Origin of the sequence: Bacillus sp. FSL R10-2780 (assembly GCF_038006125.1) — a bacterium.
Taxonomy (GTDB): Bacteria; Bacillota; Bacilli; order Bacillales; family Bacillaceae_G; genus Bacillus_A; species Bacillus_A cereus_U.
This window is the reverse complement of record NZ_JBBOUQ010000001.1, coordinates 3,445,519-3,470,700: the sequence shown is the minus strand read 5'-3', so window position 1 is coordinate 3,470,700 and position 25,182 is coordinate 3,445,519. Positions and strand designations below refer to the sequence as shown.

Genomic DNA, 25,182 nt, shown 5'->3' with positions numbered 1-25,182 from the left:
TTGGTTGTGAAATATGTTGATTGCTCTCGGTGCAGCTTTAGGTGTTATGTTAGCGACGATGTTATTACTAGGTAATCAATCAGTAGAGCAAAGTGTGAAGGAACAAGTAGTAAGTCGGTATGGAGATTATAATTTACAATTTGGCTATATAAAAAATGATATGTATTTAAATAATGAAAGTTTAAAAGGAATAGATGGCTTAGAAAATGCTGAAAAAATATCAAAAGCACTTATACCGTATCCTTTTCCACATTATAAAGAATTATCGGGAAAGCCATCTTATTGGGGTGTTGAGCAAGATTCTCCAGAAATGCATTCTTATAAAATATTAGAAGGACGATATCCGAAAGAAGGTGCTGAAGTAGCACTGACAAAAGGGTATACAGATCGTGAAAATATACGGGTAGGAGATACGATTAAACTGCCATTCCCGCAGCATGGTGAAAAGGCTGTGAAAGTTGTCGGTATTTTAAATCCACCGTTAATGGCGTCAATGGGGCATAGTGCTTATTTTCCAATCCATTGGCTTCAAAAAGAATTAAATTTACCAAATCAATTCAATCTCGTTCAAGTGAAAGTACAAGATGTAAATATGAAAAAAGCAATTGCTTTTGATGTACATAAAAAGATTGAAAATATAAAGGTGGACCAACGTACTTATGTAGATAAGGCATTTGAACGACTAAATGTAATGAAGCCATTAATTTTTAGTTTAGGTGGTATTGCCTTATTTGTTGTAGCCCTTTTAATAATGGGAAGTTTCTTCTTATCTGTCAGAAGTCGATTTAAGCAATGGGCATTATTACGTGCACTTGGTAGTAATCCAAATCAAATTATATTAGTCGTTTTATTAGAGGCTTTATGTATTGGGGCAATCGGATCACTAGCAGGAGTTATTCTTGGAGCAGGTACGCAAAAAATCGCCGCATCATTTATTAATAAATGGGTGAATATTGAGGGTGCAGGGAAAGAATCATTCTCGATTTCAGGCGAGATTTTACTCATTACGTTTTTACTAGGAATTGTTATGTCTATCATAGGGGCTATTATACCAGCCTTCATGGTTAGAAAGATTCCGCCAGTTCAAGCGCTTAGGCCAGGTCTTCCTAGTAATGAGAAAAAAGAAAAAAGGTGGAGTGCTTTTAGTTGTAGCATTTTAATCATTGGTACTGTTATTGGACTAGCGGGTAACGTATTAGAGCGGTATATCGGTTTTAATCCAAGTGCGATAGGTGCGCTGTTATTTGCGGTCGGTTTGTTATTTGCGATTCCGTTATTTATTCGGATGATAGCACCAGTGATTGCAAAACCACTTCAAATGATATTACGAATTGAAACGACGATTAGTAGCCGAAATGTAATTCGTTATCGGAATAAGGCAGCTGTGTCTGTTGCTATACTAGCATTTGGTTTTATGTTAGCACTTGTTGGAACAATGTATATAAACTCTATTTACGAGGGCATGAAAGATGGGTTACAAAAACATTTACCAGCTGATTTAGTAATAAGAATTCCAGTAGAGTCGCAAAGTACTGAAGTATTACCATTTAGTTGGATGGAGAAGGTTAAAAAAATTGATGGTGTAGAAGAGAGCGTAGCAAATGTTACTGACTTTACAGCGAAGCTTATAAATTATGATTTTAAAAAAGCGGATCAAGAGTGGTATGAAAATGTGAGGAAAGATGATTTTGAATATGATGTGATAGAGGTTGTGGGGAATGATATTGTTGCTTATCAAAAAGTAACAAAAGCGAAAGTGATTACAGGACGAGATTTAAATAAGCCATTACAAGATGGTGAGGGAGTCGTTACGAAGAGAACTGCTAAAACATTAGGGATTCAGTTGCATGATACGATTGAAGTACAAGGAAAAGGGAAAGAAAAACAAACGATTAAAGTCGTTTCGATTATTGAGCAAGGATTAAGGGGAAGAGGATTAGACATTTTCGTAAATGAACAATGGGCTCGTGATAAGTTTCACGTGCAAGGATATGAAGCAATTCAAGTTATGACAAATTCTAATCAATCATTTGAAGAGATTAAGAAGCAAGTAAAACAAATTACAAATAATAAAGAGAACGTAGAGGTTATTAACAGCTACGATTTATTAAAAGAACAGGAGCAGTTATTATCGCAAATGATGATGTTAATTCGCTTGTTAGTTGTAATTGTTTTCATTATTTCTGGTATAGGGTTAATGAATGCGATTGTCTCAAGTTTACATGAAAGACGTGCTGAAATTAGTATGATTCGTGCGGTAGGAGCTATTCCGAAGCAAATGAGACGGATTGTTTTATTAGAGGGAACTTTACTTGGAGCGATAGCTGGTTGTATTGGCATTTTTGGTGGGGTTTTGTTTAGTTATATTGTGTTATCAAGCTTAGATCTAACGGTTATTATCATTCCTTATAATCAAGTTTTCATATTAGCTCTAGCTAGTCTAGTGCTCGGAGCGGGAGCGGCAATGATTGCTTCATTACAATTAAGAAAGTTCAAATTAAGTGATACTTTAAAGGAATTATCGGCATAAAAGATTGCTATATCCCGCTCATACAAAGTACAAAGAAGACGAATAAAATGATAACAATACCGATACCGAAGTTAAATACGAGAGTACTATCCATATATGTAACCTCCTTGTTTGAAAGTAAAAAGCACTCTGGCTGGAGTGCTTTTTATTATCCGAATCTGTCGCAACGAACGCCGCAACATATAGAAAGGGAATAATGCGTTTAAAGAGTTATATTAATTTATGCATTTATTTTGTAAATGAGCAGGTCCTTCTCAGGTATAGAAAAAAAGACACTCTTTCGAGTGTCTTTCATGATGACAACATGTGCCAATTGCTTGAATTTGATAAGACGTTAATTTTCCGGTTAACGGTCTTTCTTAATCAAGAAGTGTAACAACAGCGATTCAAATAAATTTTAGCATTTTTTAAATGGGTGTGCGCATGCAATTATGCATATTGTAATTAGAGGGAAATTGAATGTGAAAAATGAATGAGTAAATATATATATATAGAATATTTGATGAGGAGCGAGAGGAATGGAAATACATAAATTAACAGAGGAAGAAGCGAATGAGATAAATATGTGGACGTATGAGGAACCGTACAATTTATATAGTTTTTCAGGAGAGGCTGAAGGAATAGAAGAGTTGCTAGATGGGACGTATTACGGTTGTTGTGATGAGAAGGGAGAATTTATCGGCTATTTTTGTTTTGGAGAAAATGCACAAGTTCCAGGCGGAAGAGATGCCAATTTATATGAGGGAGAAGATGTTGTAGATATCGGACTTGGAATGAAGCCGGATTTGACAGGGAAAGGGATGGGGGAAATATTTTTTCAAGCGGGAATAGCATTTGCTACTGAGGAATTGAATTCGAAAATGTTTCGACTGAGTGTAGCGACATTCAATAAGAGAGCGATTAGGCTATATAAAAACATTGGATTTCAAGTAGGACCTGTTTTTTGGAGCCGTGGAAGAGAGTTTATGCTGATGGAATATGAAAGGCCGTCAGTATGAAACTGACGGCCTAGACACGTTACTCTGAATGCTCAGCACGGTGCGCTAAACGGCTTGAAGCAGCGGCAGCGATTCCACCAACGATATCATCAAGGAATGTGTGCACCTTTCCAGTTGATTTATCATTTAAGTATTCTAAAATACCTGGTTTTAATTTATCGATATATCCAAAATTCGTGAAGCCAATTGACCCGTATACGTTAACGATTGAAAGTGCGATGACTTCATCGATTCCATATAGTCCTTCATCGCGTTTTACGATATCTTGTAACGGTTGACTTAATAGTCCTTTTTCAGCAAGGACATCAAGTTCAATGCCTGTAATAAGTGCGTTTTGTACTTCTCGTTTTGATAGTACACGCTCAACGTTATAGCGACATTCTGACATCTCTAAATTTGCATGGTATTTCTTTTGAAGAAAATGAACAAGATCAGCAATATCGTCAATTGTTACACCGCGTTCTTGTAATAGTTGTAATGCTCTTTCTTGTAGTTGATTTGAGTCTTTCATGTTTATCACCTTTTTTTCTTTTTAGTATTTGTATACGTTTCGTTGCTTTATCATGTGCATAGGAATGAAAGGCGAGCACAAGCTCATATATATAAAGAAAAACCATAGGTGGCGACTGCGATGATTCAGCATATTTATGAGCATTATCACATGCATGTTAAAGAATTAATCCCCCTTGGCCCCTATAAAAGCTTTTGGATTCGCAACAAAATTTATGTACTTGTTCCAATTGGAGAAATGGAGGAAGAAGTACTTGTAGAGATGAAAAAGCTCAGTGATTATATGAACCAGCAAGGGGATATAACTGTTGCGACTTTCGTTCCGACTATACACGGCTACCATGTAAGTGAGATAGAAGAAAAAAATTACTGCTTATTAAAAGGTATGCGTATGTTAGAGCGACATGCTACATCATTAGGAAGTGAGCTTTCTATATTCCATAAACGTGGTGCATTCTTTCCAGAAGAAGTTGAGCAATTAAGCCGCATTGGTGAATGGAAAGCATTATGGGAAAAAAGGCTCGACCAATTAGAAAGGTTTTGGCAATCGCAAGTGATGAACCATCCTTCAGACGTATTCGATCAATTGTTTATTGAATCCTTCCCGTATTACTTAGGAGTTGCAGAAAATGCAATTCAATATGTTGTCGATACAGAAATGGACGATACTCCACAAATAACTGACGCAGCAACAATTTGTCAAGAACGATTTACACCTCTATTATGGCATCAAACGAAGCGCTTAAAACTTCCTTTTGATTGGGTATATGATCACCCAAGTAGGGATATAGCAGAATGTATTCGCTATATGATGATAGAAAAAAAGAAAGATTGGGAGCAAACGGTAGTTCAATTCATTACAGATTATGAACGTAATTATTCGCTCTCTTCATTTGGTTGGCGCTTATTATTCGCAAGGCTTCTGTTCCCGCTTCACTACTTTGAAACGGTTGAACGATATTATCAAACAGGAAACGAAGAACAAAAAGGCATCTATAGAGCTCGTTTAGAAATCATTTTACATGATGTGAAGCGCACTGAGCAATTTATGAATCATTTTTACGAGTCATTTCGTTTACCAGTTGATAAGTTAGGCATTAGGAAATTAGATTGGCTATCTTAAAAGTATAAAAAAGAGGCCAATTGAGGTCTCTTTTTTATACCACAACAGATACCCGTGTCTATCTTTATATAATAAGAAGCTATGCTCCTACTTTTTGATCTGTACATATAGTTAAAATAATGTGGTGTCTTTCAATTTTTTCATTTACCTTTTTTAATAATTCTTGTTGTATTTCTTTAAATAAAAATTGATAGCTCGTATTCCATGTTGGTATAACGGGTGAAAGACTTAATAAATATTCTTTTTTCTGTTCTAATTCTTGAATTGTTACAAAAGTACTCCCTATTTTTGGCATACGTCGTCCCCCTATGTTTTTCGCTTTATATGTGTGAACGATTCACTATATATTAATTATCGCATTTTTTGAGAAGGATTTCCAATTTTGTTTTATGATGTTAATAGTGTAGGGGAGTATGTCTTGTTTGCGTACAAAAAAAGAGACCAAATTTGGTCTCTTTTCTTAGAAGTAGCTTTGAACGAGCCGCTTCTGCTTTTAGATTAAAATACTTGTTCTACTTCAATAACGCCTGGTACTTCTTCAAGTAGTGCGCGTTCGATACCAGCTTTTAGTGTGATTGTAGAACTTGGGCAGCTTCCGCATGCACCCATAAGGCGTAGTTTTACGATACCTTCTTCAATGTCTACTAATTCAACGTCTCCGCCATCGCGAAGTAAGAATGGACGTAATTTATCTAATACTTCTAGTACTTGTTCTTGCATATGTGGGTTTTCCATTTTTATCGACTCCTTTCATCAGTTTTATTATAATCAAGATAGAGGGGAAAATCTATTTTTTCTGTTCTTGTTTTATTGTCGAAATATTTTAGCATGTGTACAACGTGTTTTTTCAGTATAGGGGTATGGAATAAGTTTGTAAAATGATGTGCTTATGCAATAAGACATCTGAATATACTGTTAGAACGAGGAATGGGGGAGAAGAAATGGTTAATGTGCAAGTGTATGGGACGAAAGTGATTTGTGCGAGCTGCGTTGGAATGCCATCTTCAACAGAAACGTTTGAGTGGTTACAAGCGGCGATTGGTCGTAAATATGAAGGACAAGAAAATAAATTTCAGTTTGATTATATTGATTTTCAAGAAGAACAAGAAGATGAGGATAAAAAAGCATTCGCAGAGCGAGTAGTGGAGGAAGATTTATTTTATCCAGTCGTTCTTGTGAATGGAGAAATTGTTGGAGAAGGAAATCCTCGTTTGAAGGATGTTTACGAAGAAATCGAGAAATATTTATAAAACAGGAAGCCTTTGCGAATTTGCGAAGGCTTTTTTTAATGGAGGGATAGATGTGGAGAATGGAATAAAACATGCTTTACCAGAAGAAGTAAAGCAATTAATGGAGCAGTACATAGTAGAATTAAAAGAAATTTTTTTAGATGAAAAAATAGTGGGGGTATATATTTACGGATCCATCGCGCTAGGAGCATTTCATATAGAAACGAGCGATGTTGATTTTGTTACGGTAATAAGTGATTCCGTGAATGAAGCTGAAAAACAGCAAATTATAGAGCTACATAAAAAACTTAGGAAAAGTACGTTAGGTAAAAGAATGGACGGTATGTATATTCCGCTTGATGACTTAGGGAAATACAATCATGAAATCAATGAGTACGTGTATTGTGCAGATGGTAAGGCTGATATTGGTCATTGGGATATTAACGCGGTAACATGGTGGACATTGAAAAACCAAGGCATTACAGTTATCGGGAAAGAAGCAGAAGACCTTCCCTTTCAAATAAAGTGGAACGATGTAGTAAATACAATGAAATATAACGTAGAACATTACTGGCTTGAAAAAGCGAAGCGTCCCTATTTATTTTTCATAGAAGAATGGGTAGAATCAGCTGTCGTTACGATGGGACGCATTTTATATACGTTAGATCATAAAACAATCGTTTCAAAAGATAGAGGATTGCAATACATGTTGGAACTTTACTCTCATAAGTGGGAGCCTTTATTAAGAGAAGTAGAGCGAATACGGCATAATCCAAAGGAAAAGCGAAAGCTCTCTAGTTGGAGACGGGCTGATATGACGAAGAGGTATTTGCTTAGTGTGATTAAGGAGTGTAGGCGAAAGTGGTAGGTGAATAGTAAAAGCATCCTTTGTATGAAGGGTGCTTTTACTATTTTTATATAATGAAAAAGTACTTTACAAGAAATGAGAAGTCGAAAGACAATATTAAAAAACATATATATACGGGGGAAGAGAATGAGTAAATATAACTTTCATATAAGTAAAGAACAACTATGGAAAGGATGTATTTTAAGATCGATTGCAGATGCAATTTTTGTAGCACATGCTCCTGATTTCTCACATGAAAGTTCGTGGGATGGTTTTAACTATAGTGTGCAAGATAGTCAAGGCGGAAGAGGTACAATTACCTTTCATCCGAAGTACACAATCGTATGTCTTCAAGATGTGAATAGTGAGCGAATTGACGAGTGGATTGATGCGGCAAATTATTTTGAAGGGGCGCCTTCGGAAGTAGTAGACATTGCTAAAGAGGAAGCACTCCAATACTTACTAGAAGAGGTAGAGGGGGAAACAGTGCTTTTCATTACGACAGCATTTTGGATTGATGATAACGGTGCATATTCAATCGATTCATTTGAAGAGATGGAAGAGAACGGTGGATTCTTATTAGAAATCCCAATGCTTGATACGAAATCAGCAATTGAAAGGTTGGAAGAAGAGTATGAACTGACAGAGGAACAAATCGATCTTTTACAATTAGTGTATGAGAGAAAAATTCAAAATCCAACCGAGGAAATTACGTTGTCTAAAGAGGAGGTAGCGATGATTGGAACAAATGATAGCGAAGGGTTGGAAGTGAGTAAAGAGTCGTTTGAAGAAATGAATATTACTTGGGAGTCGTAGGGAGGATATAAAAGGGGACTAAATATGTAGAACTGTGATAAAAAACTAGTAGAAAACAAATTGTGTTTTCTACTAGTTTTTTCATATGAAGCCCACATTTGAACCTAATCGAAAATGATAGAAAAATAATACGAAATATGGGAAGTTTCATGTGAAACATTTTTTATTATAAAATATGTAAAATGTTTAACTTAGTGTATTAAATGCATCATTCATAAGTATTTTAATATATTTAAAAGTAAAATGAAATATGAAACCGATAATTGTCGGAATATATTCGATTTCCGTTCATTTTTGTGAAATATATGTACTTTTTGTTAGATTCCTTCGATTTGTGCATATACAATAAAATTATATCGAAATAAGAGAAGGATGATGTACGTGAAGGAAACTGTTTTACAAGAAACCATCTCCCAGCAAGAACTACATAAAGGTGTTCAAAAGAATACAGCATATTACGATTTTAAGTGGGGACAAGTGAACAATCCCGAGAAAGAAAATACGTGGAATTGGGTAGCATTTATCTTCCCGCACTTTTGGTTAGCTTATCGTAAAATGTATCAGTTATTTATTATACTTACGTTATTAGCGGTACCTACTTTAATTACAGCTACTTTTATTGATATACCAATGTGGATAGATTTTATAATATATGTGGGGACGATGCTGTTTACTGGATGGCAAGGGAATCGATTGTATTATAAGCATGTTATCCGTATTTTACATAAGGCAGAAGATGTGCCTGATTATAAGAAAGAGTATTATTTACAATCAAAAGGCGGCGCTCATATCGGGCTTATGATTGGTTTACAAGCAATAGTAATTGCGGTATTTGGCGTGATAAGTTTCGGTTTAGCACATTTACCGACTGAATCTAATATTAAAAACGTTGTTCGCTTAAGTCTTGAAGGAGAGGCTTTAGAGTCTATCACAGACAAACCAAATTGGAAGTACGTTAAAAAAGAAAAAGATTATGACGTAGTAGAATTTACTGGTTATGATTATGAAGAAAAGAAAAATGTGAAAATTAAATTCGCTGTATATTTAAATGATGATTACTTTGAATGGCAAGAAATTTATTTAAATAATAAAAAGTTAAGTGAAGAAGAAGCAGAAGAGTATCAAATTTACGTTGAAGAAAATATGTGGTTTTTCTAGAGAGAAACTCGTTTATTTGGAAAGGAAGAATCTTGTAAAGGTTCTTCTTTTGTTTATTGGGAGCGCCATACTAATTAAAATTTTGTAAAATACAATAAAAAATGAGAATTTGAGGTAGGCTTGTCAATAACGTGAGACTATGGCAGTATAAAGAAATGCTATACAAATTTTATTTATCGACATGTAAACATCAGAAGTGATTTTTACGTATAAATAATGAACGGAGGAAATGAATTTATGGCTACTTTACCAAATTGTCCAAAATGTAATTCAGAATATACGTATGAGGATGGCGCTCTTTTCGTATGTCCAGAATGTGCCCATGAGTGGGGCCAAGAAGCGGAAGCTGAAAATAATGATGGTGCAAAAGTTGTAAAAGATGCGAACGGAAACGTTCTTCAAGATGGCGATGCTGTTACTGTAATTAAAGATTTAAAAGTAAAAGGAACTTCTTCAGTTGTGAAGATTGGTACGAAAGTAAAGAGTATCCGTCTAGTTGAGGGAGATCACGATATTGATTGCAAAATCGACGGTTTCGGAGCTATGAAGTTAAAATCACAGTTCGTTAAGAAGGCGTAAGTAAATAAAAAGAGGAGGCGAGTAGCCTCCTCTTTTTTTATTGTCAGTTTTTGTCGGTAAATCGATATTTCTAATAGAATCGTTGATATAATTTCATTTACCTCGGCGCGTAACACTTAGTTTATGATTGTACTTCAACTTCTTTCAACTGACACCGCTTATTAAAGAACGTTTTATACCCAAGCTGTAAGAAGATAATAACAGAGAAAGCTGTACTTCCAGAAATGCCAAGTATAATCGCAATTTGATATTGGATAGCTGTAAATGGTGATACACCGGATAAAATTTGTCCTGTCATCATGCCTGGAAGACTTATAATTCCCATTCCGACCATAGAATTAATTGTTGGTAAAATAGCAGAATCGAAAGCATCCCGAATGAGCGGAGCAGCTACTTCTTTCGGTGTTGCGCCGAGCATAAGTGCACCTTCGATATGATCTCTTTGTGATTTCATACTGCTTAAAAAGGTATTTGCCCCGAGGCAAATACCTGTCATAGCGTTACCGATTAGCATGCCGGCAATAGGAACGATATACTGCGGAGCATACCAAGGATCGTGCCCGATAATGACAAAGATAAATAGTAGAAGAGGGCCAATTGATCCAGTAATCATGGAGAGGGCGGCTACTCGTTTTAATTCTTTTGACATTGGAATATTAATTCGTTTATAAATATTAAAAATTGCAAATGTAGTAATAGAAGTAATGAGAGCTATTGTATAAAACGGATTACTATTTTCAAATATGTATGTAAGAACATAGGCGACTAGTACAAGTTGAATCGTCATACGTAATGTAGCAATTGTAATTTGTTTCTCACGTGGTATTCCTTTTAATTTCACAAGCCCGATTAAAATAAGGATGAAAATATATGCAGCTGCAAGTTGCCAAATTTGTAATTCAATAACGCCCTTCAATTGATAGCACTTCCTTTCTAGTTGCACCGTTTGTTTTACTAATTTCAATAATATCGTCTGCAATTTCTTCCGGAAGTTGCTGTGAGTGTGTAATGAAGATAACTGTTTTTTTCTTTTCTCTTGCTAGTAGAGTGAATTGTTTCATAACGCGGCGTTCTGTATCACCATCTAGTGCCGAAGTTGGTTCATCTAATAAATAGACGGGCGGATCCATTAGTATAATGCGAGCGAAAGCAAGTCTTTGTTTTTCGCCACCTGATAAAGAAGAGGCGTTATCTTCTAATTTTTTATCTAGACTAACAGTCGTTAATGCGTCCCGCAGGGCATCGTCATTTGGAAATGGCTTTTCAGAAAATCGAAGTCCCATTAATAAATTATCTTTAATTGTTCCATCAAAAATAGGCGGAGTTTGTCCGAGCATGACAACTTCACGGCGTAATTGAATGGGAGGATAATCTAAAATAGATTTTCCGTTATATTCAATTGTGCCAGATGTTGGCGATTGTAAATCGTTTAACATACGAAGTAATGTGCTTTTTCCGCTACCACTTTCACCGATAATACAAGTTATTTTTTCTTGTTGAATTTGTAAGTAAGGAATGTGTAGAATATCTTTATATTTGATGTCTTTTAATATAAACATAAATTGCTCCTTTCTAAATAGACGTGAAAAGGCTGACTACATAGTAGACAGCCCTTAAAGTATTAACCCTTATGATATTTGTACATCCAAAGAAGACCGGATTTTAATAATCTCGGTACACGCCCCATTAATGGTTGGTTTGCTAGTAAACCAAATCCGTGTTTTTTACCGAGAGAACCGAGGACACCTTTTAATTTAATAACAGGAAGTTCATCAGGAAGTGGTTCGTTATTCCAACGTTTTAATAATATTTGGACAATTTGTTCTCCTTGACCTTCAGCAAGTTGAGCAGATGGTGCGTGTGGAAGTGCTGCACAATCTCCTACAACATAAACGTGCTCATTATTTGGAATATTGTGATATTTAGTTAAAACAACCCGTCCGCTACCATCTTGTTCAACTGGAAGGTTTCGAACAACTTCATTTGCTTGAATACCAGCTGTCCATACGATTGCATCACATTCAAGTGGTTCATCATGGTTGTATACAATGTTTGGTTCCACTTTTGTAATGTTAGAGTTTCGTATAATGGTAACTTTATGTTTTACAAACCATTCTTCTACGTATCTACTTAATTTCTCTGGATACGGGAATAAAATTCTATCTTTTCGATCAAATAAATAGATTTTTAAATCTGAACGGCTCTCACGAAGTTCACTTGCCACTTCAACGCCGCTTAAACCAGCCCCAACGACAGCTACTGTTGCATTTGGTTCTAAGCTATTTAATTGTTCATATGTCTTACGTGTTTGTTCAATTGATTGTAGGCTATGTGTATATTCCTTCGCCCCAGGAACGTTGTGATATTTATCTTCGCACCCAAGTCCGATAATTAAATCATCATATGGGATTGCTTCGCCGCCATCGAGATGAACAGCCTTTTCTTCGAGATCAATATTTGTTATTGTGCCGTATTGAATATTGAGGCGTGGGTGTTCAGGAAACGGTATACGAATATGCGTTTCTGAAATTGTACCCGCAACTAATGCATAATATTCAGTTTTGAAGCAATGATATGGTACTTTGTCGATTAATGTCACTTGTACATCATTTGGAAGTTGATTGCTTGGAAGTAGCCGCTGCAGAATTCTCATTCCACCGTAGCCCCCACCCAGTATTACGAGGTGTTTCATGATGGATTACCCCTTTTCTGTTGAAATATCCCCTAATCATACAATTTTATATTAATAAAATATTTTGACTTTACACAATCAAATTATATCGAATTTGTGAACAAATAACAATGCATGAATGAATACTCTGTTGTACAATAAGAAGAAAAGTAAAGTAAACTGTTTTCATTTTCTAGTTACTATTTACTATTTCATTATGAGTAGTATGTTATATAAGGAAGACTATCTATTGTGAAGTGAAATAGTGAAGTAACTAGATAGTTTAGAATATATAACGAAAACAACAAGAAACAGCTTAGTTTTCTTCTTATAAATAAAGTGGAATGGTAACAAAGGGTTACTTATCCGTTTCGCAAATTAGGTATGCACTTCATGCCTGCTAAAGTAAATGGTAATTTGTTTAGAGATACAGGGGGGAGAGTTTTGATTAAACCATTAATCGAATTTTGTGTAGGTAACCTTGCAAGCGGTTCGCAAGCGGCTTTAGAAAAATTAGAAAAAGATCCTAATTTAGATGTCATGGAATATGGGTGTTTAGGGTATTGTGGCATTTGTTTTGAAGGTCCATTTGCACTTGTAAATGGTGAAGTTGTACAAGGTGCAACAGTAGAAGAACTTGTAAATAATATATATGATTATATGGATGAAAATCCGATGTTTTAAAGCGTTGCAAACAGGCAACGTTTTTCTTTTTTCATTTATTAGGAGTGTTTATTTCGAAAAAAAAGGCCCTTTTAGAAGGGCTTTTTTCTTACGCGATTTGTGTAAGAACGGCTTATTGCCAAAATACTGTCAAATATGAGAAAGGGGGGACATTCGTATTGTGTTCTAAAAGCATGCATTTTATACTTGAAATAATAAATTATTTTTGGAGTGAATAAAAATGAGCCAATTTTCTTTTACAAAAATGCATGGTCTTGGAAATAGTTATATATATGTAAATATGTTTGAGGAACAAATTAGAGAAGAAGATTTAGCACTTGTAGCGGAGAAGGTTTCAAATATTAATACTGGTATTGGTGCAGATGGAATGATTTTAATTTGTCCTTCTGACGTGGCACCGGTAAAAATGCGCATGTTTAATAACGATGGTTCAGAAGGAAAGAGCTGTGGAAATGGTTTACGCTGCGTAGCGAAATATGCGTATGAGCATAAACTAGTAGAAGGTAAAGTTTTCACAATTGAAACGTTAGCTGGTATTGTTACGGCAGAAGTAACGGTAGAAGATGACAAAGTTACATTAGCGAAAATCGACATGGGGGCACCTCGTTTAACACGTGAAGAGATACCGATGCTTGGTGAAGGAGAAACACCATTTATTCGTGAAAACTTCTTATACAATAATCACCGTTATGCATTTACAGCTGTTTCAATGGGGAATCCGCACGCGGTTATTTTTGTTGATGATGTAGAAAAAGCGCCTCTTACAACGTTAGGACCGGTTCTTGAGACGCATGAAATGTTCCCAGAGCGAGTGAATGTTGAATTTATCGAGATTTTGAATGATGAAGAGATGAATTTCCGCGTTTGGGAACGTGGATCTGGTGTAACACAAGCTTGCGGGACAGGAGCATGCGCAGCTGTCGTTGCGGCAATTTTAAATGGAAAAATGGAACACGATAAAGAAATTACAGTTCACTTAGCAGGCGGCGATTTAATGATCGCATGGACAGAAGAAGGAAATGTATTAATGAAAGGACCTGCGGAAATAATTTGCCGCGGAGTGTATGAGTACAAGATAGAAGCGTAAAGATGTATAATAGAATGAGAACAGAAAGGATGGTGTATTTCATGATTGAAGTAACAGAACAAGCAGCTTTTCAAATTAAAGATATGTTAAAAGATGCTGAAGATGGAGAGAAGTACGTGCGCCTTGCTGTACATGGCGGCGGATGTAGTGGTCTTTCTTACGGCTTAGGATTTGAAGTAGAACCAAAGGAAGACGACACAGTTCTTGAGTTTTTCGGTGTTGAATTTGTTATCGATAAAGAAAGTGCTCCGATTGTTAAAGGAGTGAAAGTTGACTATAAGCAATCTATGCTTGGCGGCGGATTCACAATTGATAATCCAAACGCAATTGCATCATGTGGATGCGGATCATCTTTCCGTACATCGTCGAATGCTGGTAAGCCGGAAGAGTGCTAAGTTTTTTCATTCCGTTATGCTAAATGGAAATTGAATGGGTAGGTTGCATATAAAGACCTTCTTAGCGATGAAATCAAATCGTTAGAAGGTCTTTTCTTTTGCCTTTAAAAAGAAAAAGAGCAGGACAAAGATAGTGAATATATGCAAGAAGAAGGCTAAAGAGGATACATGAAGGGGAAGGCCAATTTCTAGAGTGAAGAAATAATTATATTTGAACGGTTGTACATACGGATTTTTACTATCTTACAAAAGTGTAATGTTCATGTCATGTTTTTGAATTTCTTCTTTAAAGCTTAGGCTTTAAGATAACAATATAAGAAAAACACATGAGGTGAAGGAAATGAAAAGATATATTGCACTTTTTAGTATTTTAGTTGTATTCGCAAGTTTGTTAGTTGGCTGTGATTTAAACCGTATGGGTAAAGATGAGTACTACGTTCAAATTACTACTGATGGAATCGAAAAGAATGAAAAAGCTGATAATGGTCAGCCGTACAAATCATTCGAGTATAAGTTACCTGCATTTGATAAGGATGGTAAAGAAAAAGAAATGGAATTTACCGCTGCGAAAAACCTTCGTAAAGAAGCATTCTTACGCGTATTCCACTCAGATAAAAAAGGTGTAACAGCTTGGGAAGAAGTGAAGAAGGACGAACTTCCTGCGAAAGTGAAAGAAAAATTAGGTGTGAAATAAGACAGATGGAAAAGGAATTGACGAACAGGGTCAATTCCTTTTTTCGTTCTCAAAATCCTCTTCTGAAATGACTATAAATCCATGTCTTTTAAATAAAGCCGTTGTGACCCCGTAACCGATTTGTTTATTGCCATTAAATTCTCCTGTGTAAATAGTAGAACTGCCACAAGATGGACTGCGTTCTTTTAAAATAATATATTCTGGGTTTAAACCTTTTATTTGTTCTAATGCTTTATAAGCACCAAGCACGAAAGCCTCCGTGACATCTTGGCCTTCTTTCGTTATCACTTTTGCTGTCCCGTCTAAAACGTCATCACCATTACCACCAATAATTTCAGCCGAAGGACGAGGTGTAGGTAAACCGCCCAATACTTCGGGGCAAACGAGGGTGGTGTCTTCCCTTTGTAATAACTCTTCTATTTTTGAAACGAGATTATCGTTGCCGTCATAACGACAAGCAATGCCACCTAAACAAGCGCTAATTACAATCATATTTTCATCTCCAATAAAAAATATTAAATATCCCGCCAATTTCTCTTCCTGACTCTTACCTATAAATGAGGTGATAAAAATGGGAAGCTTATATAATTTAATGAAACCATATAGTGAATTTCGAAGTAAAGAAGAGTTTAATGTATATCAAAAACAAGTTTTGAAGTGCTATCGATTTCAATTGAATAAAACGGATTCTATCATTATTCATTTTTTAGGAAAGTATGCGGTGAATGAGAAACAAAAAACAGTGGGGGTTGCTTGTCCGTTAATGGAGACAATTGCTACAAATGTTGGAAAGAGTATTCGTACGGTACGCCGCTCGATTGCGAAGTTAGAGGAGCTTGGAATTATAAAGCGTGTTGCGACAAAAGAAAGATATAAGCGCGGCGGATATAGTGCAAACTTATATGTATTTCTTAAATCTGCGATTGACCGCATGGATGACCGTATGAAGATGTCCGCATGTGAAAGTGATGATCGTGCAGATGGCTGTAGTGGAAATGAGCAAAAAAATGAGGGGGAAACAATTCTTTCTAAAAACATTCCACAAATAAAAGAGAAAAGAAAAGTAACGTACGAGCTTGATGAAACGTATTGTCGTCACGATATACCGAAGCCTTTTATATACGCGCTCATACCGATGACGAGTAATCCGAAGAAGATTAATATATTTTGGAGTAAGGTGGAACTTGCTTATAAAAAGAGCGGATTACTAGAACAAGGTGCTGTATTAGAGGGAATATTAGCTGATGAAGAAGTGCGTGGAAATTTAATTTGGAGGGTGAAAAGTGTTGTGAGAGCGTATAAGTACGGAGAAATTCGTAAAGATGTTGGAGCACTGTTGTATAGTACGATGCGAGATTTATTTTTAGAAATTGGATTAGAGTGGGGAGCGGCATTAAGGAGAAGTAAGGGAATACCGTTATTTGATCCGTTTAAAAAAGAGCCATGCGTATAATACATGACTCCAAGTATTTAATCGAACTTTCTTACAACTGGAACACGAATCGCTACAAATAGTACGAAGACGATAACCGCGATTGCACCGCTTTTCATAACCGTTACAATTGGAATGCCGATCCCAAGTGCAAGCGATGTAAATGCGTAAGAGAGCGGAATGAATCCCATCGATGAAAGCATGAGTAAACTCATAACGCGTCCCATCATCTCTTCTTTTACTGTTGATTGAATCATTGCCATAAGTGGAACGATAGCCATCGCAATTGTAATACCGTAAAACATTCCGGCTAATAACGCTTGCCAAAGTACAGTGCTAAAGTTGATGGATAAGAAGAATACACCAGACAGTAGCATCATGATAATACAAAATAGACCACGTCTGCGGTTAATGTTTTTTAACCCGACAATGATAGCACCTATGGCCATTCCACCGCCGACAGATGCTTCTAAGTAACTAAATTGAAGTGAATCACCGTGCAGAACGTTTTTAACAAAAAGAGGGAAACCGACTTGCATCGGACCGATTAAAAATAAGTTTAGAAAGGCGCTACAAATCAGGAAAGTTGAAAGGAATGGTGATTCCTTTACGTATAAGATTCCTTCTTTAATAGAAGTGAACATGCCTTTGTCTGTTTCATTTTTTTCGGGTACGGTAAATTGTATTTTTTGAACGAGTATTGCAGCGATAATGAGTAGCAGGATTGTAATTGAAAAAATCGTTTCATAGTTCGTAAATTTAATGAGAATACCGCCAAGTACAGGTCCTAAAATGACAGATGCTTGGTTTGTCATTTGAGTAAGTGAATTTGCTTGTGTTAAACGGCTTTTTTCTACGAGTTCAGGCAGAATAGATCCATCTGCTGACCAGAAGAAAGCGTCAGCAAGTCCGAAGAACAAAGCGAACAAAGCAAATGTATATAGTGTTACATCACCGACGATGAACCAGGTGAGAATGGTTGCGACAAGAATAGCGCGAATAATATTAGAGTAAAACATAATATTTTTTTTCGGGAATTTATCAGCTAATGCTCCGCCGATAATCATAAAGATGAGCCTTGGAACACTAAGAGCCACGAAAACAATACCGAGTGAAGCCTCAAGGTTTAATGTTTTTGCTATGTACCATGTTTGTGAAAAAGTAAAAAAGGCTAAAGCAAAACTTGAAAAGAGAGTAGCTGCCCAAAGAAAAAGGAAGTTCGTATTTTTTAATAACGGTTTTCCGCTTCCTTCTAAAGCAGATTTATTTTGTTGTAGTTCCTCCATAGTGCTTCCTTTCTATGTACCGATTTTAGACTGAAAAACCTATTAACAATCGTTTTATCCCGCGTTAACGGGCAGTAAAACTCCCACCTCAAAATTTGGCTCGAGCAAAGAAGTTAGGTGGGAGACCAACTGCCCGTAAACGCCCGATTGGTGAGGGCTAATACTCAGTGGGGGATGAACAAAACCCCCACTGAGTATAGTTTCACTTTATACAGTTTCTAATAGTTCTATACTGCACTTTCTCATTGTAGACAATAATAATGAATTTGCACAGTGGCTATTTCACGACAAAAAAAGAAGATACCAAGGGCATCTTCTTTTTTATGTTTTAGGCTAATGCAATATAAATATCCACTTGTACGTTATTTGGATCTACTGCATTTTCGTCATAAAGCTCAAAATCTGTTGTAAAAGCACGCTTGTTTTCTTTCGACCATTGCCAAATATATTCCCAAGTTTCACAAATGACTTCAGAAACAGGACCTTTTCTCGTTGTAAATACCGCATACGTTGCGGCAGGTAATGTTAAAGTTGTCATATTTTCAGGAACATCTTCTAATGAAGAAACAGGCATGCCGATAGTAAATTGATATGTACCAGTTTCATCCGATTCGTAGTTTGAGTAGAAAGCGAATGTTTCTTTTGTTTGTTGATTTGGAATTTGGTGCATAATTTGTTCTTGGAAGTAGCGATTCCAAAGCATTGGAATCCTTCCTTCAGTCGATGCTTCTTTTTCGTTTGTAGTTGTAATAGAAACACCGATTGCTTGGAAAGCTCCTTTTTTTACGATAATAGGTTCTTTCATTAATAAAACCTCCCTTTATTAAAAGAAACGTACGTTCTGTTTTTATTGTAACATATTTTGGAAGTAAGTAGTGTTTTTTATCAAATTGGAATGTATTTTAGTTAGGAAAAGAAGAGGGTATGAAAAGAACTCCTCTCATCTAAAAGGAGTTCTTTTTATTTCTATATTAAAACATACTTGAGCTATGCATTGGTTGAAGTTTTGCGTTTGGATCGAAGTAAGCTTTTGCATTGTTTACTGCTGTCGGTGCTTCACCAAAGCCACAAGCAATGAGTTTTACTTTTCCTTCATATGTACAAATGTCACCAGCAGCGTAAATGCCAGGAATATTTGTTTCCATTTTTGAGTTCACGAGGATGCTGTTCTTTTGAATATCTAAGCCCCAGTTTTTAATTGGACCAAGCGAAGAAACGAAGCCGTAGTTTACGATTACGTCATCAACATCAAGGATAACTTTTTCTTCTGTTTTTACGTGCTGAAGAACAACTTGTTCAATCGTGTCATCACCGATGAGTTCAACTGGAACATACGGTGTGCTTACTTCTGCACGGGAATTCATTAAGCTTTCTACGCTATGTTCATGTGCACGGAATTTATCACGGCGATGAACAATTGTAACTTTGTCCGCAATCGGTTCTAACATCATTGTCCAGTCTACTGCTGAGTCACCGCCGCCAAATACTACGACGCGTTTTCCAGCAAATTTATTCATATCATCAACGAAATAATGTAAGTTTTTCTTTTCGTATTTTGCTGTGCCTTCTAATTCTAAGCGGCGTGGTTGGAAAGCACCATTGCCAGCAGTAATAATGACAGATTTAGAGTAGTGAGTTTGTTTATTTGTAACAAGTTTAAATATACCGTCAGCTTGTTTTTCAAGCGTATCAACAGCTTCTTCTAAGCAAACAGTTGGATCGAACTTTTTCATTTGTTCTTTTAGGTTATCAACTAACTCTTGTGCGCGCACTTTTGGGAACCCAGCTACATCATAAATATATTTTTCGGGATATAATGCGGATAATTGCCCTCCAAGTTGAGGTAAGCTTTCAATAATTTTTACACTTGCTTGTCTCATTCCGCCATAAAATGCGGTGAATAGTCCTGTTGGGCCACCACCAATAATCGTTATGTCGTAAACTTTTTGATTTTCTGTCATTTTCATTCCCCCTATAGATGATGGAATTTTAATATTGATTTCATATATTGTTCATATGTACATGAAAATCCTGCAAATGATGACACATTCAAATAAATGATAGCATATTTCAGTTAATAATACTTCTGAAAACGACTGAATAATAAGTAAGTTTACGCATAGATGTTTTAGAATCGTATAAAATATAGCGAAAGGAAAATACATGAAAAAAAGGCTGAAAAACCCTTGAAAACGCTATGTTATTTTAAAATATTGATAATTCTCTAGGTGCTTGAATTATGGAATGAAACCGACTAATATAGGGAAGTATTATGTTAAATTTCTATGACAAATTTCGTACGATTTCTTGACTGCGTTTTGTTATGATATAGAATGTGATAAATTCCACATTCTTGACAAATAGAGTTTTTAGTACTTGGTATTATTTTTTATTACTATTATATAAAGAAAAGGGTTGTGATTTAGTGAAGACTCCAAAAATCGTAGTTTTAGGTGCAGGTTATGGCGGGATGATTACGACTGTTCGTCTGCAAAAAACATTATCTGTAAGTGAAGCTGAAATTACGTTAGTAAACAACAATAGCTATCACTACCAAGCAACTTGGTTACATGAGAGTGCAGCTGGTACATTACAAGATGATAAAATCTGTCTAGATATTCAAGACGTTATCGATACAAATAAAGTGAACTTTGTACAAGATACAGTAGTAGAGATTAAAGCTGCTGAAAAACGTATTATCTTAAAAAATGGTGAATTAGAGTATGATTACTTAGTAATTGGTCTTGGTTTCGAATCAGAAACGTTCGGAATTAAAGGATTAAAAGAGCATGCATTCTCAATCACTAACATTAATGCAACTCGTCAAATTCGTGAGCATATGGAAGAAAAGTTTGCTCAATATGCGACTGAAAAACGTGATGAGTTAGTAACAATCGTTGTTGGTGGTGCTGGATTTACTGGTATCGAGTACGTAGGTGAGCTTGCAAACCGTATTCCTGAACTTTGCAAAGAGTACGATGTTCCACGTGAAAAAGCACGTATCATCTGTGTAGAAGCTGCTCCAACAGCACTTCCTGGTTTCGATCCAGCATTAGTAGAGTACGCTGTAAAACAACTTGAGAAAAAAGGTGTAGAATTCCGCATCGGTACAGCAATTAAGGAAGCAACTGAGGAAGGTATTATCGTTGCAAACGGTGATGATGCTGAACTTCTTAAATCTGAAACTGTAGTTTGGGCTGCAGGTGTTCGTGGTAACGGTATTGTGGAAGAGTCTGGATTTGAAGCAATGCGCGGACGTATTAAAGTGGATGAGTACATGCACGCTCCGGGTCATGAAGATGTATTCATGGTTGGTGACGCAGCATTAATCATCAATGAGGAGATTAACCGTCCATACCCACCAACAGCACAGATTGCAATTCAAGAAGGTTATAACATTGCACACAATTTAACTGTGTTAGTTCGCGGCAAAGGCGAAATGAAAAAGTTCGCATTTGATAATAAAGGATCTGTATGTTCATTAGGTCATGACGATGCAATGGGCGTTGTTATGGGTAAAAAGTTAACAGGTTGGAAAGCTTCATTCATGAAGAAAGTAATCGACAACCGTTACTTATTCTTACTAGGCGGACCTTTATTAGTTCTAAAAAAAGGTAAATTGAAGTTCTTTTAATATATAGTAGAAAAAGCAGAAACGGCTATGAGCTGTTTCTGCTTTTTTCGTATTGAAAATATAGTATAATATATAAAAAAGAAAGAATATTCTGTCCGTTCGATGGAGGAGGTTATATCATGGGGAAGCGAGGGAAAGTGTGGTTAGCTGTCAGTGGCTTAGTAGCTACAGAAGATGGGAGATGGCTATTCGTTAAGAAAAAATACGGTGGATTGAAAGGGCAATGGTCTTTACCAGCTGGTTTTGTTAATGAAGGCGAGACTGTTGATGAAGCTGTGAAACGTGAAATTTTGGAAGAGACAGGCATTGTTGCTCATGTAAAGGGGATTATTGGTATTCGCTCAGGTGTTATTCATAATGAAATTAGTGATAATATGATTATTTTTCTTCTAGAGCCAGAGGGAGAAGACATTATCGTACAGGAGAAAGAATTGTCGGAAGTAGCTTTTTTACATCCAGAAAATATTGCAGATGATCAAAATACTTCTGTACTCATCAAATATTTATTAGAAGGAAGAGCAGAGTCGCATTTTGAAATGGACAAAACATTAAATCCAGGAGAGCAATTTGGTTATACGGCTTATCATGTGTTTACGGCGTATGCGAAGGAGAGGGAGAAGAAGTGAGTATACCGGTACTACTTATTTCAATGATGTTGTTCTTTATTTTATTTTTTGGAATTGGATTTTTACTCAACATGATTTTGCGAGCTACGTGGGTAATGGTTATTGTGTATCCGATTATTTGTATGCTTATTATTAATAAAGCGAGTGTATGGGACTATTTTTCAAAGCCAAAAGAAACATTTTTTTCATTTGGGACGAGTGTATCGCATTTAGGACACGCAGATGTGTTTATTCTATCTACTGGATTAGTAGGTGCTGCTTTAGCAGGAATCATAATTAAGAAACTTCGGAAAAGTGGATATCAAATGTTTTAATCTCCAATCAATTTGGAGATTATTTTTTTGCATATTCCTTCATCGTATAGGGAATGATTAACGATGAAGGAGTGTGGAATATAAAAATGTTAAAACGATATTGTATTCGCATTATGATGACTTGTTTACTTGCATTCGCATTATGCGTAACATGGCAGGCTTTCACAGGAGTTTCTTTATTAGAGATTATAAAATCATATGAAGGAACAAGTGTAAAAGAAGTACATGCAGCAGAAATTGAGAAAAAAGTTGCTCCGAGTAAAGAAGTGATAAATGCTTTAGAACAGGCAAATGACTGGTCTAAATATCGTGTTATAGAAATGACTGCAACTGGTTATACATCAGGTATAGAGTCAACTGGAAAGAGGCCGGGGCATCCAGAGTATGGCATTACATATTCAGGTGTTAAAGCAAAAAGGGATTTATATTCCACAATCGCTGCTGACTTGCGCGTATTCCCGCTTGGGACAATTCTATTCGTGCCAGGTTACGGATATGGTGTTGTAGCTGATAAGGGCGGTGCTATAAAAGGAAATCGTCTCGATTTATATTATGATACGGTGAAAGATGTTTATAGCCAATGGGGTAAGAAAAAAGTAAATGTGTATATAGTGAAAATAGGAAATGGTAAGTTTTCGGAAGAAGAGTTAACGATGTTAAATCAAGACGAAACGATGCAAGTGTTTCGTGGACAATATTTAAAACAAAGATAGTCTAGTGGTAATAACGCTAGACTTTTTTCTTGTCTTATTTCACCATAGGAGATAGCATCTTTATCCCGCTATTTGCCGGGCAGTAAAACTCCCCCCCTCAAAATTCAGCTGGAGCAAAGAAGTTAGGTGGGAGTCGGGCTCCCCGTAAACGCCCGATTGGTGAAGGCTAATAATCAGTGGGGGATGAACAAAACCCCCCACTGATTAAAGTTTCACTTTATATGAAATAACAGAATTTAGAATTGTCGCATTTTATCGAAAATAAAGTTATAATGGACGTAGAGAAATTTAGGGGGTCTGAACATGTTTCAAGTACAAAAAGAATTAGCAAGTCATGAAGCGGTAATTGTTGCCTTATTTGAAGAAGATAAAACGAGTAGCTTTGTACAAGAACTGGATAAAGCGTTTGAAGGACAATTACAAGTTTTATTAGAAGAAAAAGAACTTTCAACTAAGAAGAAGGCCATTTCAAAAGTACATAGCTTAGGAAAAACAAGTGTTAAACGTTATTATTTTGTTGGTTTAGGTAAGAAAGAGTCATATACAACAGAAACGTTACGTGCAGCTCTTAGTAAAGCTTTTAAATCGTTACAATCAGCAAAAGTAAAAGACGCAGCAATCTTACTTGATTCTTTCGTAACAGAGAAATTAGATGCGATTGATGTAGCTCATATTGCAACGGAAGTATATTGCCTTGGTACATACGGATTGCAAACATATAAAACGGATGAAAAAGAAAGAGTAGAGTTAGAAAAACTGATTGCTATTACAGCAGAAGATGCACAAGAAATTGAAGCAGCATTAACGGTAGGATACGTACATGGACGTGCAACGAATTCAGCTCGTACGCTTGTAAATATGCCGCCAAATGTATTAACAGCGACAAAGCTTGCTGAGTATGCAGTTGAATTAGCGGAAAAATACGATATGGATTATAAGGTTCTTGAGAAAGAAGAGATGGAAGAGCTTGGTATGGGTGCATTACTTGCAGTAAACCAAGGATCTACTGAACCGCCAAAAATGATCGCTCTTATTTATAAAGGAAAAGAAGAGTGGAAAGATGTAATTGGATTTGTTGGAAAAGGGATTACATATGATACTGGCGGCTATTCTTTAAAACCACGTGAAGGCATGGTTGGTATGAAAGGTGATATGGGCGGCGCTGCAGCTGTTCTTGGCGCGATGGAGATCATCGGTGAACTTCGCCCAGAGCAAAATGTAATTGCTGTTATTCCATCAACTGACAACGTTGTAAGTGGTACAGCATTTAAGCCAGATGACGTTATTACATCTATGAGCGGAAAAACAATTGAAGTATTAAATACAGATGCAGAAGGTCGCCTAGCGTTAGCTGACGGTATTACGTATGCGAAGAAACTTGGTGCAAATTACTTAGTTGATGTTGCAACATTAACAGGCGGTGTAATTGTTGCACTTGGAAATCATACAACAGGCGCGATGACAAATAATGAAGAATTGTTTGAACAAGTGTTAGAGGCTTCTATGGAAACGGATGAGCCAATTTGGCAATTGCCGATTTTTGAACGTGATAAAGAACGTGTCAAAAACAGTAAATTTGCTGATTTAAATAACTCACCAGGCCGTGAAGGACATGCGGTTATGGCTGGGACATTCCTTGGTGAATTTGCAGAAGAAACACCATGGGTACACTTAGACATCGCTGGAACATCTGAAACAACAGGTGCACATGATTTAGGACCATCTGGAGCAACAGGTGCAATGGTGCGTACACTTGCAACACTTGTTGAGCGTTTCGGAGAAGAATAAAGAATGAAAAAAAAACTGTCTGGAAAGGTCATTACATACTGAACCTTTCCGGAACAGCTTTTTTTATT

28 protein-coding genes are annotated in these 25,182 nt (G+C 36.3%); 18 read left to right on the top strand and 10 right to left on the bottom strand.

From position 1 onward, the window contains the following. The first annotated feature begins 13 nt into the window (after positions 1–13). Positions 14–2,530, top strand: a complete 2,517-nt coding sequence (locus tag NSQ47_RS18210; RefSeq protein ID WP_341037595.1) for an FtsX-like permease family protein — start codon at positions 14–16, stop codon at positions 2,528–2,530. Between the two features lie 518 nt (positions 2,531–3,048). Further along, positions 3,049–3,528: a GNAT family N-acetyltransferase gene (locus NSQ47_RS18205; RefSeq protein ID WP_341037593.1), complete on the top strand. Its 480-nt coding sequence runs from the start codon at positions 3,049–3,051 to the stop codon at positions 3,526–3,528. Between the two features lie 19 nt (positions 3,529–3,547). On the opposite strand, the gene NSQ47_RS18200 is transcribed toward NSQ47_RS18205, so the two are convergent. Next, positions 3,548–4,039, bottom strand: coding sequence for a phosphatidylglycerophosphatase A family protein (locus NSQ47_RS18200; protein ID WP_078179370.1), 492 nt, complete (start codon positions 4,037–4,039; stop codon positions 3,548–3,550). 120 nt (positions 4,040–4,159) lie between these two features. Between NSQ47_RS18200 and yutH the strand changes: the two genes are divergently transcribed. After that, on the top strand, positions 4,160–5,161 hold the full coding sequence (gene yutH / locus NSQ47_RS18195) for a spore coat putative kinase YutH (RefSeq protein ID WP_002198965.1): 1,002 nt from the start codon (positions 4,160–4,162) through the stop codon (positions 5,159–5,161). Positions 5,162–5,240: 79 nt separating this feature from the next. On the opposite strand, the gene NSQ47_RS18190 is transcribed toward yutH, so the two are convergent. After that, positions 5,241–5,456 (bottom strand): hypothetical protein, encoded by a 216-nt coding sequence (locus NSQ47_RS18190; protein WP_002068096.1) that lies wholly within the window; start codon positions 5,454–5,456, stop codon positions 5,241–5,243. 203 nt (positions 5,457–5,659) lie between these two features. After that, on the bottom strand, positions 5,660–5,896 hold the full coding sequence (locus NSQ47_RS18185) for a NifU family protein (RefSeq protein ID WP_000431159.1): 237 nt from the start codon (positions 5,894–5,896) through the stop codon (positions 5,660–5,662). A gap of 206 nt (positions 5,897–6,102) precedes the next feature. Here NSQ47_RS18185 and NSQ47_RS18180 point away from each other — a divergent pair, with 206 nt between their 5' ends. The 5 genes from NSQ47_RS18180 (at position 6,103) to phnA (ending at position 9,790) form a co-directional block, all read left to right on the top strand. Then, on the top strand, positions 6,103–6,411 hold the full coding sequence (locus NSQ47_RS18180; protein ID WP_002160015.1) for a YuzD family protein: 309 nt from the start codon (positions 6,103–6,105) through the stop codon (positions 6,409–6,411). A gap of 52 nt (positions 6,412–6,463) precedes the next feature. Then, positions 6,464–7,258: a nucleotidyltransferase domain-containing protein gene (locus NSQ47_RS18175; RefSeq protein WP_341037592.1), complete on the top strand. Its 795-nt coding sequence runs from the start codon at positions 6,464–6,466 to the stop codon at positions 7,256–7,258. Positions 7,259–7,384: 126 nt separating this feature from the next. Beyond that, the gene (locus tag NSQ47_RS18170) at positions 7,385–8,053 is read left to right on the top strand and encodes a hypothetical protein (RefSeq protein ID WP_341037591.1); all 669 of its coding nucleotides are present in this window, start codon (positions 7,385–7,387) and stop codon (positions 8,051–8,053) included. Positions 8,054–8,425: 372 nt separating this feature from the next. Further along, on the top strand, positions 8,426–9,211 hold the full coding sequence (locus NSQ47_RS18165; RefSeq protein ID WP_165762453.1) for a DUF2628 domain-containing protein: 786 nt from the start codon (positions 8,426–8,428) through the stop codon (positions 9,209–9,211). 237 nt (positions 9,212–9,448) lie between these two features. After that, the gene (phnA, locus tag NSQ47_RS18160; protein WP_002112620.1) at positions 9,449–9,790 is read left to right on the top strand and encodes an alkylphosphonate utilization operon protein PhnA; all 342 of its coding nucleotides are present in this window, start codon (positions 9,449–9,451) and stop codon (positions 9,788–9,790) included. Positions 9,791–9,911: 121 nt separating this feature from the next. Here phnA and NSQ47_RS18155 read toward each other — a convergent pair whose 3' ends face one another. The 3 genes from NSQ47_RS18155 to NSQ47_RS18145 form a co-directional block, all read right to left on the bottom strand. Continuing rightward, a complete protein-coding gene (locus NSQ47_RS18155) occupies positions 9,912–10,706 on the bottom strand; it encodes an ABC transporter permease (RefSeq protein ID WP_341037589.1) in 795 nt (264 codons plus the stop codon). Beyond that, complete coding sequence (locus tag NSQ47_RS18150) at positions 10,690–11,349, bottom strand: ABC transporter ATP-binding protein (protein WP_002112619.1); 660 nt, start codon at positions 11,347–11,349, stop codon at positions 10,690–10,692. The genes NSQ47_RS18155 and NSQ47_RS18150 overlap by 17 nt, the downstream gene beginning before the upstream one ends. A 62-nt stretch (positions 11,350–11,411) precedes the next feature. Beyond that, the gene (locus tag NSQ47_RS18145) at positions 11,412–12,482 is read right to left on the bottom strand and encodes an NAD(P)/FAD-dependent oxidoreductase (RefSeq protein WP_002160022.1); all 1,071 of its coding nucleotides are present in this window, start codon (positions 12,480–12,482) and stop codon (positions 11,412–11,414) included. A gap of 423 nt (positions 12,483–12,905) precedes the next feature. Here NSQ47_RS18145 and NSQ47_RS18140 point away from each other — a divergent pair, with 423 nt between their 5' ends. The 4 genes from NSQ47_RS18140 to NSQ47_RS18125 all read left to right on the top strand — a co-directional run bounded on the left by NSQ47_RS18140 (position 12,906) and on the right by NSQ47_RS18125 (position 15,321). Continuing rightward, a complete protein-coding gene (locus tag NSQ47_RS18140; protein WP_199673997.1) occupies positions 12,906–13,145 on the top strand; it encodes a YuzB family protein in 240 nt (79 codons plus the stop codon). A 220-nt stretch (positions 13,146–13,365) separates the two neighbouring features. Next, complete coding sequence (gene dapF / locus NSQ47_RS18135; RefSeq protein WP_002145090.1) at positions 13,366–14,232, top strand: diaminopimelate epimerase; 867 nt, start codon at positions 13,366–13,368, stop codon at positions 14,230–14,232. Positions 14,233–14,273: 41 nt separating this feature from the next. Beyond that, positions 14,274–14,627, top strand: coding sequence for a HesB/IscA family protein (locus NSQ47_RS18130; RefSeq protein ID WP_016106515.1), 354 nt, complete (start codon positions 14,274–14,276; stop codon positions 14,625–14,627). 340 nt (positions 14,628–14,967) lie between these two features. Beyond that, positions 14,968–15,321 carry a YxeA family protein gene (locus NSQ47_RS18125; protein WP_016106514.1) on the top strand — a complete coding sequence of 118 codons (354 nt, stop codon included), beginning with the start codon at positions 14,968–14,970 and terminating at the stop codon, positions 15,319–15,321. Positions 15,322–15,351: 30 nt separating this feature from the next. Here NSQ47_RS18125 and NSQ47_RS18120 read toward each other — a convergent pair whose 3' ends face one another. Further along, complete coding sequence (locus NSQ47_RS18120; protein WP_016106513.1) at positions 15,352–15,813, bottom strand: DUF523 domain-containing protein; 462 nt, start codon at positions 15,811–15,813, stop codon at positions 15,352–15,354. Between the two features lie 79 nt (positions 15,814–15,892). Here NSQ47_RS18120 and NSQ47_RS18115 point away from each other — a divergent pair, with 79 nt between their 5' ends. Next, on the top strand, positions 15,893–16,774 hold the full coding sequence (locus NSQ47_RS18115; protein ID WP_088079602.1) for a helix-turn-helix domain-containing protein: 882 nt from the start codon (positions 15,893–15,895) through the stop codon (positions 16,772–16,774). 17 nt (positions 16,775–16,791) lie between these two features. On the opposite strand, the gene NSQ47_RS18110 is transcribed toward NSQ47_RS18115, so the two are convergent. From NSQ47_RS18110 to NSQ47_RS18100, 3 genes are all read right to left on the bottom strand, one after another. Then, positions 16,792–18,039: an MFS transporter gene (locus tag NSQ47_RS18110; protein ID WP_002145098.1), complete on the bottom strand. Its 1,248-nt coding sequence runs from the start codon at positions 18,037–18,039 to the stop codon at positions 16,792–16,794. Between the two features lie 328 nt (positions 18,040–18,367). Beyond that, on the bottom strand, positions 18,368–18,844 hold the full coding sequence (locus tag NSQ47_RS18105; protein WP_341037585.1) for a GyrI-like domain-containing protein: 477 nt from the start codon (positions 18,842–18,844) through the stop codon (positions 18,368–18,370). A 166-nt stretch (positions 18,845–19,010) separates the two neighbouring features. Further along, the gene (locus NSQ47_RS18100; protein ID WP_002160030.1) at positions 19,011–20,000 is read right to left on the bottom strand and encodes an NAD(P)/FAD-dependent oxidoreductase; all 990 of its coding nucleotides are present in this window, start codon (positions 19,998–20,000) and stop codon (positions 19,011–19,013) included. A gap of 464 nt (positions 20,001–20,464) precedes the next feature. Here NSQ47_RS18100 and NSQ47_RS18095 point away from each other — a divergent pair, with 464 nt between their 5' ends. The 5 genes from NSQ47_RS18095 to pepA all read left to right on the top strand — a co-directional run bounded on the left by NSQ47_RS18095 (position 20,465) and on the right by pepA (position 25,114). Next, on the top strand, positions 20,465–21,673 hold the full coding sequence (locus NSQ47_RS18095) for an NAD(P)/FAD-dependent oxidoreductase (protein ID WP_002112603.1): 1,209 nt from the start codon (positions 20,465–20,467) through the stop codon (positions 21,671–21,673). A gap of 119 nt (positions 21,674–21,792) precedes the next feature. Beyond that, positions 21,793–22,299: an NUDIX hydrolase gene (locus NSQ47_RS18090; RefSeq protein WP_002160031.1), complete on the top strand. Its 507-nt coding sequence runs from the start codon at positions 21,793–21,795 to the stop codon at positions 22,297–22,299. Then, positions 22,296–22,613, top strand: a complete 318-nt coding sequence (locus NSQ47_RS18085; protein ID WP_088079600.1) for a YuiB family protein — start codon at positions 22,296–22,298, stop codon at positions 22,611–22,613. The genes NSQ47_RS18090 and NSQ47_RS18085 overlap by 4 nt, the downstream gene beginning before the upstream one ends. A gap of 86 nt (positions 22,614–22,699) precedes the next feature. Continuing rightward, a complete protein-coding gene (locus tag NSQ47_RS18080; RefSeq protein WP_002089307.1) occupies positions 22,700–23,326 on the top strand; it encodes a 3D domain-containing protein in 627 nt (208 codons plus the stop codon). Between the two features lie 303 nt (positions 23,327–23,629). Then, entirely contained in the window at positions 23,630–25,114 is a 1,485-nt protein-coding gene (gene pepA / locus NSQ47_RS18075; RefSeq protein ID WP_088079598.1) for a cytosol aminopeptidase, read from the top strand. The last annotated feature ends 68 nt before the right edge of the window (positions 25,115–25,182 follow it).

Excerpts from the sequence above, each read along its gene's own strand:
- NSQ47_RS18185 (WP_000431159.1), bottom strand. The coding sequence starts at position 5,896 with ATGGAAAACCCACATATGCAAGAACAAGTACTAGAAGTATTAGATAAA.
- NSQ47_RS18100 (WP_002160030.1), bottom strand. The coding sequence starts at position 20,000 with ATGACAGAAAATCAAAAAGTTTACGACATAACGATTATTGGTGGTGGC.
- NSQ47_RS18200 (WP_078179370.1), bottom strand. The coding sequence starts at position 4,039 with ATGAAAGACTCAAATCAACTACAAGAAAGAGCATTACAACTATTACAA.
- NSQ47_RS18170 (WP_341037591.1), top strand. The coding sequence starts at position 7,385 with ATGAGTAAATATAACTTTCATATAAGTAAAGAACAACTATGGAAAGGA.
- NSQ47_RS18125 (WP_016106514.1), top strand. The coding sequence starts at position 14,968 with ATGAAAAGATATATTGCACTTTTTAGTATTTTAGTTGTATTCGCAAGT.
- phnA (WP_002112620.1), top strand. The coding sequence starts at position 9,449 with ATGGCTACTTTACCAAATTGTCCAAAATGTAATTCAGAATATACGTAT.
- pepA (WP_088079598.1), top strand. The coding sequence starts at position 23,630 with ATGTTTCAAGTACAAAAAGAATTAGCAAGTCATGAAGCGGTAATTGTT.
- NSQ47_RS18110 (WP_002145098.1), bottom strand. The coding sequence starts at position 18,039 with ATGGAGGAACTACAACAAAATAAATCTGCTTTAGAAGGAAGCGGAAAA.
- dapF (WP_002145090.1), top strand. The coding sequence starts at position 13,366 with ATGAGCCAATTTTCTTTTACAAAAATGCATGGTCTTGGAAATAGTTAT.
- NSQ47_RS18115 (WP_088079602.1), top strand. The coding sequence starts at position 15,893 with ATGGGAAGCTTATATAATTTAATGAAACCATATAGTGAATTTCGAAGT.
- NSQ47_RS18150 (WP_002112619.1), bottom strand. The coding sequence starts at position 11,349 with ATGTTTATATTAAAAGACATCAAATATAAAGATATTCTACACATTCCT.
- NSQ47_RS18080 (WP_002089307.1), top strand. The coding sequence starts at position 22,700 with ATGTTAAAACGATATTGTATTCGCATTATGATGACTTGTTTACTTGCA.
- NSQ47_RS18120 (WP_016106513.1), bottom strand. The coding sequence starts at position 15,813 with ATGATTGTAATTAGCGCTTGTTTAGGTGGCATTGCTTGTCGTTATGAC.
- NSQ47_RS18180 (WP_002160015.1), top strand. The coding sequence starts at position 6,103 with ATGGTTAATGTGCAAGTGTATGGGACGAAAGTGATTTGTGCGAGCTGC.
- NSQ47_RS18165 (WP_165762453.1), top strand. The coding sequence starts at position 8,426 with ATGATGTACGTGAAGGAAACTGTTTTACAAGAAACCATCTCCCAGCAA.
- NSQ47_RS18205 (WP_341037593.1), top strand. The coding sequence starts at position 3,049 with ATGGAAATACATAAATTAACAGAGGAAGAAGCGAATGAGATAAATATG.
- NSQ47_RS18190 (WP_002068096.1), bottom strand. The coding sequence starts at position 5,456 with ATGCCAAAAATAGGGAGTACTTTTGTAACAATTCAAGAATTAGAACAG.
- NSQ47_RS18210 (WP_341037595.1), top strand. The coding sequence starts at position 14 with ATGTTGATTGCTCTCGGTGCAGCTTTAGGTGTTATGTTAGCGACGATG.
- NSQ47_RS18145 (WP_002160022.1), bottom strand. The coding sequence starts at position 12,482 with ATGAAACACCTCGTAATACTGGGTGGGGGCTACGGTGGAATGAGAATT.
- NSQ47_RS18130 (WP_016106515.1), top strand. The coding sequence starts at position 14,274 with ATGATTGAAGTAACAGAACAAGCAGCTTTTCAAATTAAAGATATGTTA.
- yutH (WP_002198965.1), top strand. The coding sequence starts at position 4,160 with ATGATTCAGCATATTTATGAGCATTATCACATGCATGTTAAAGAATTA.
- NSQ47_RS18105 (WP_341037585.1), bottom strand. The coding sequence starts at position 18,844 with ATGAAAGAACCTATTATCGTAAAAAAAGGAGCTTTCCAAGCAATCGGT.
- NSQ47_RS18090 (WP_002160031.1), top strand. The coding sequence starts at position 21,793 with ATGGGGAAGCGAGGGAAAGTGTGGTTAGCTGTCAGTGGCTTAGTAGCT.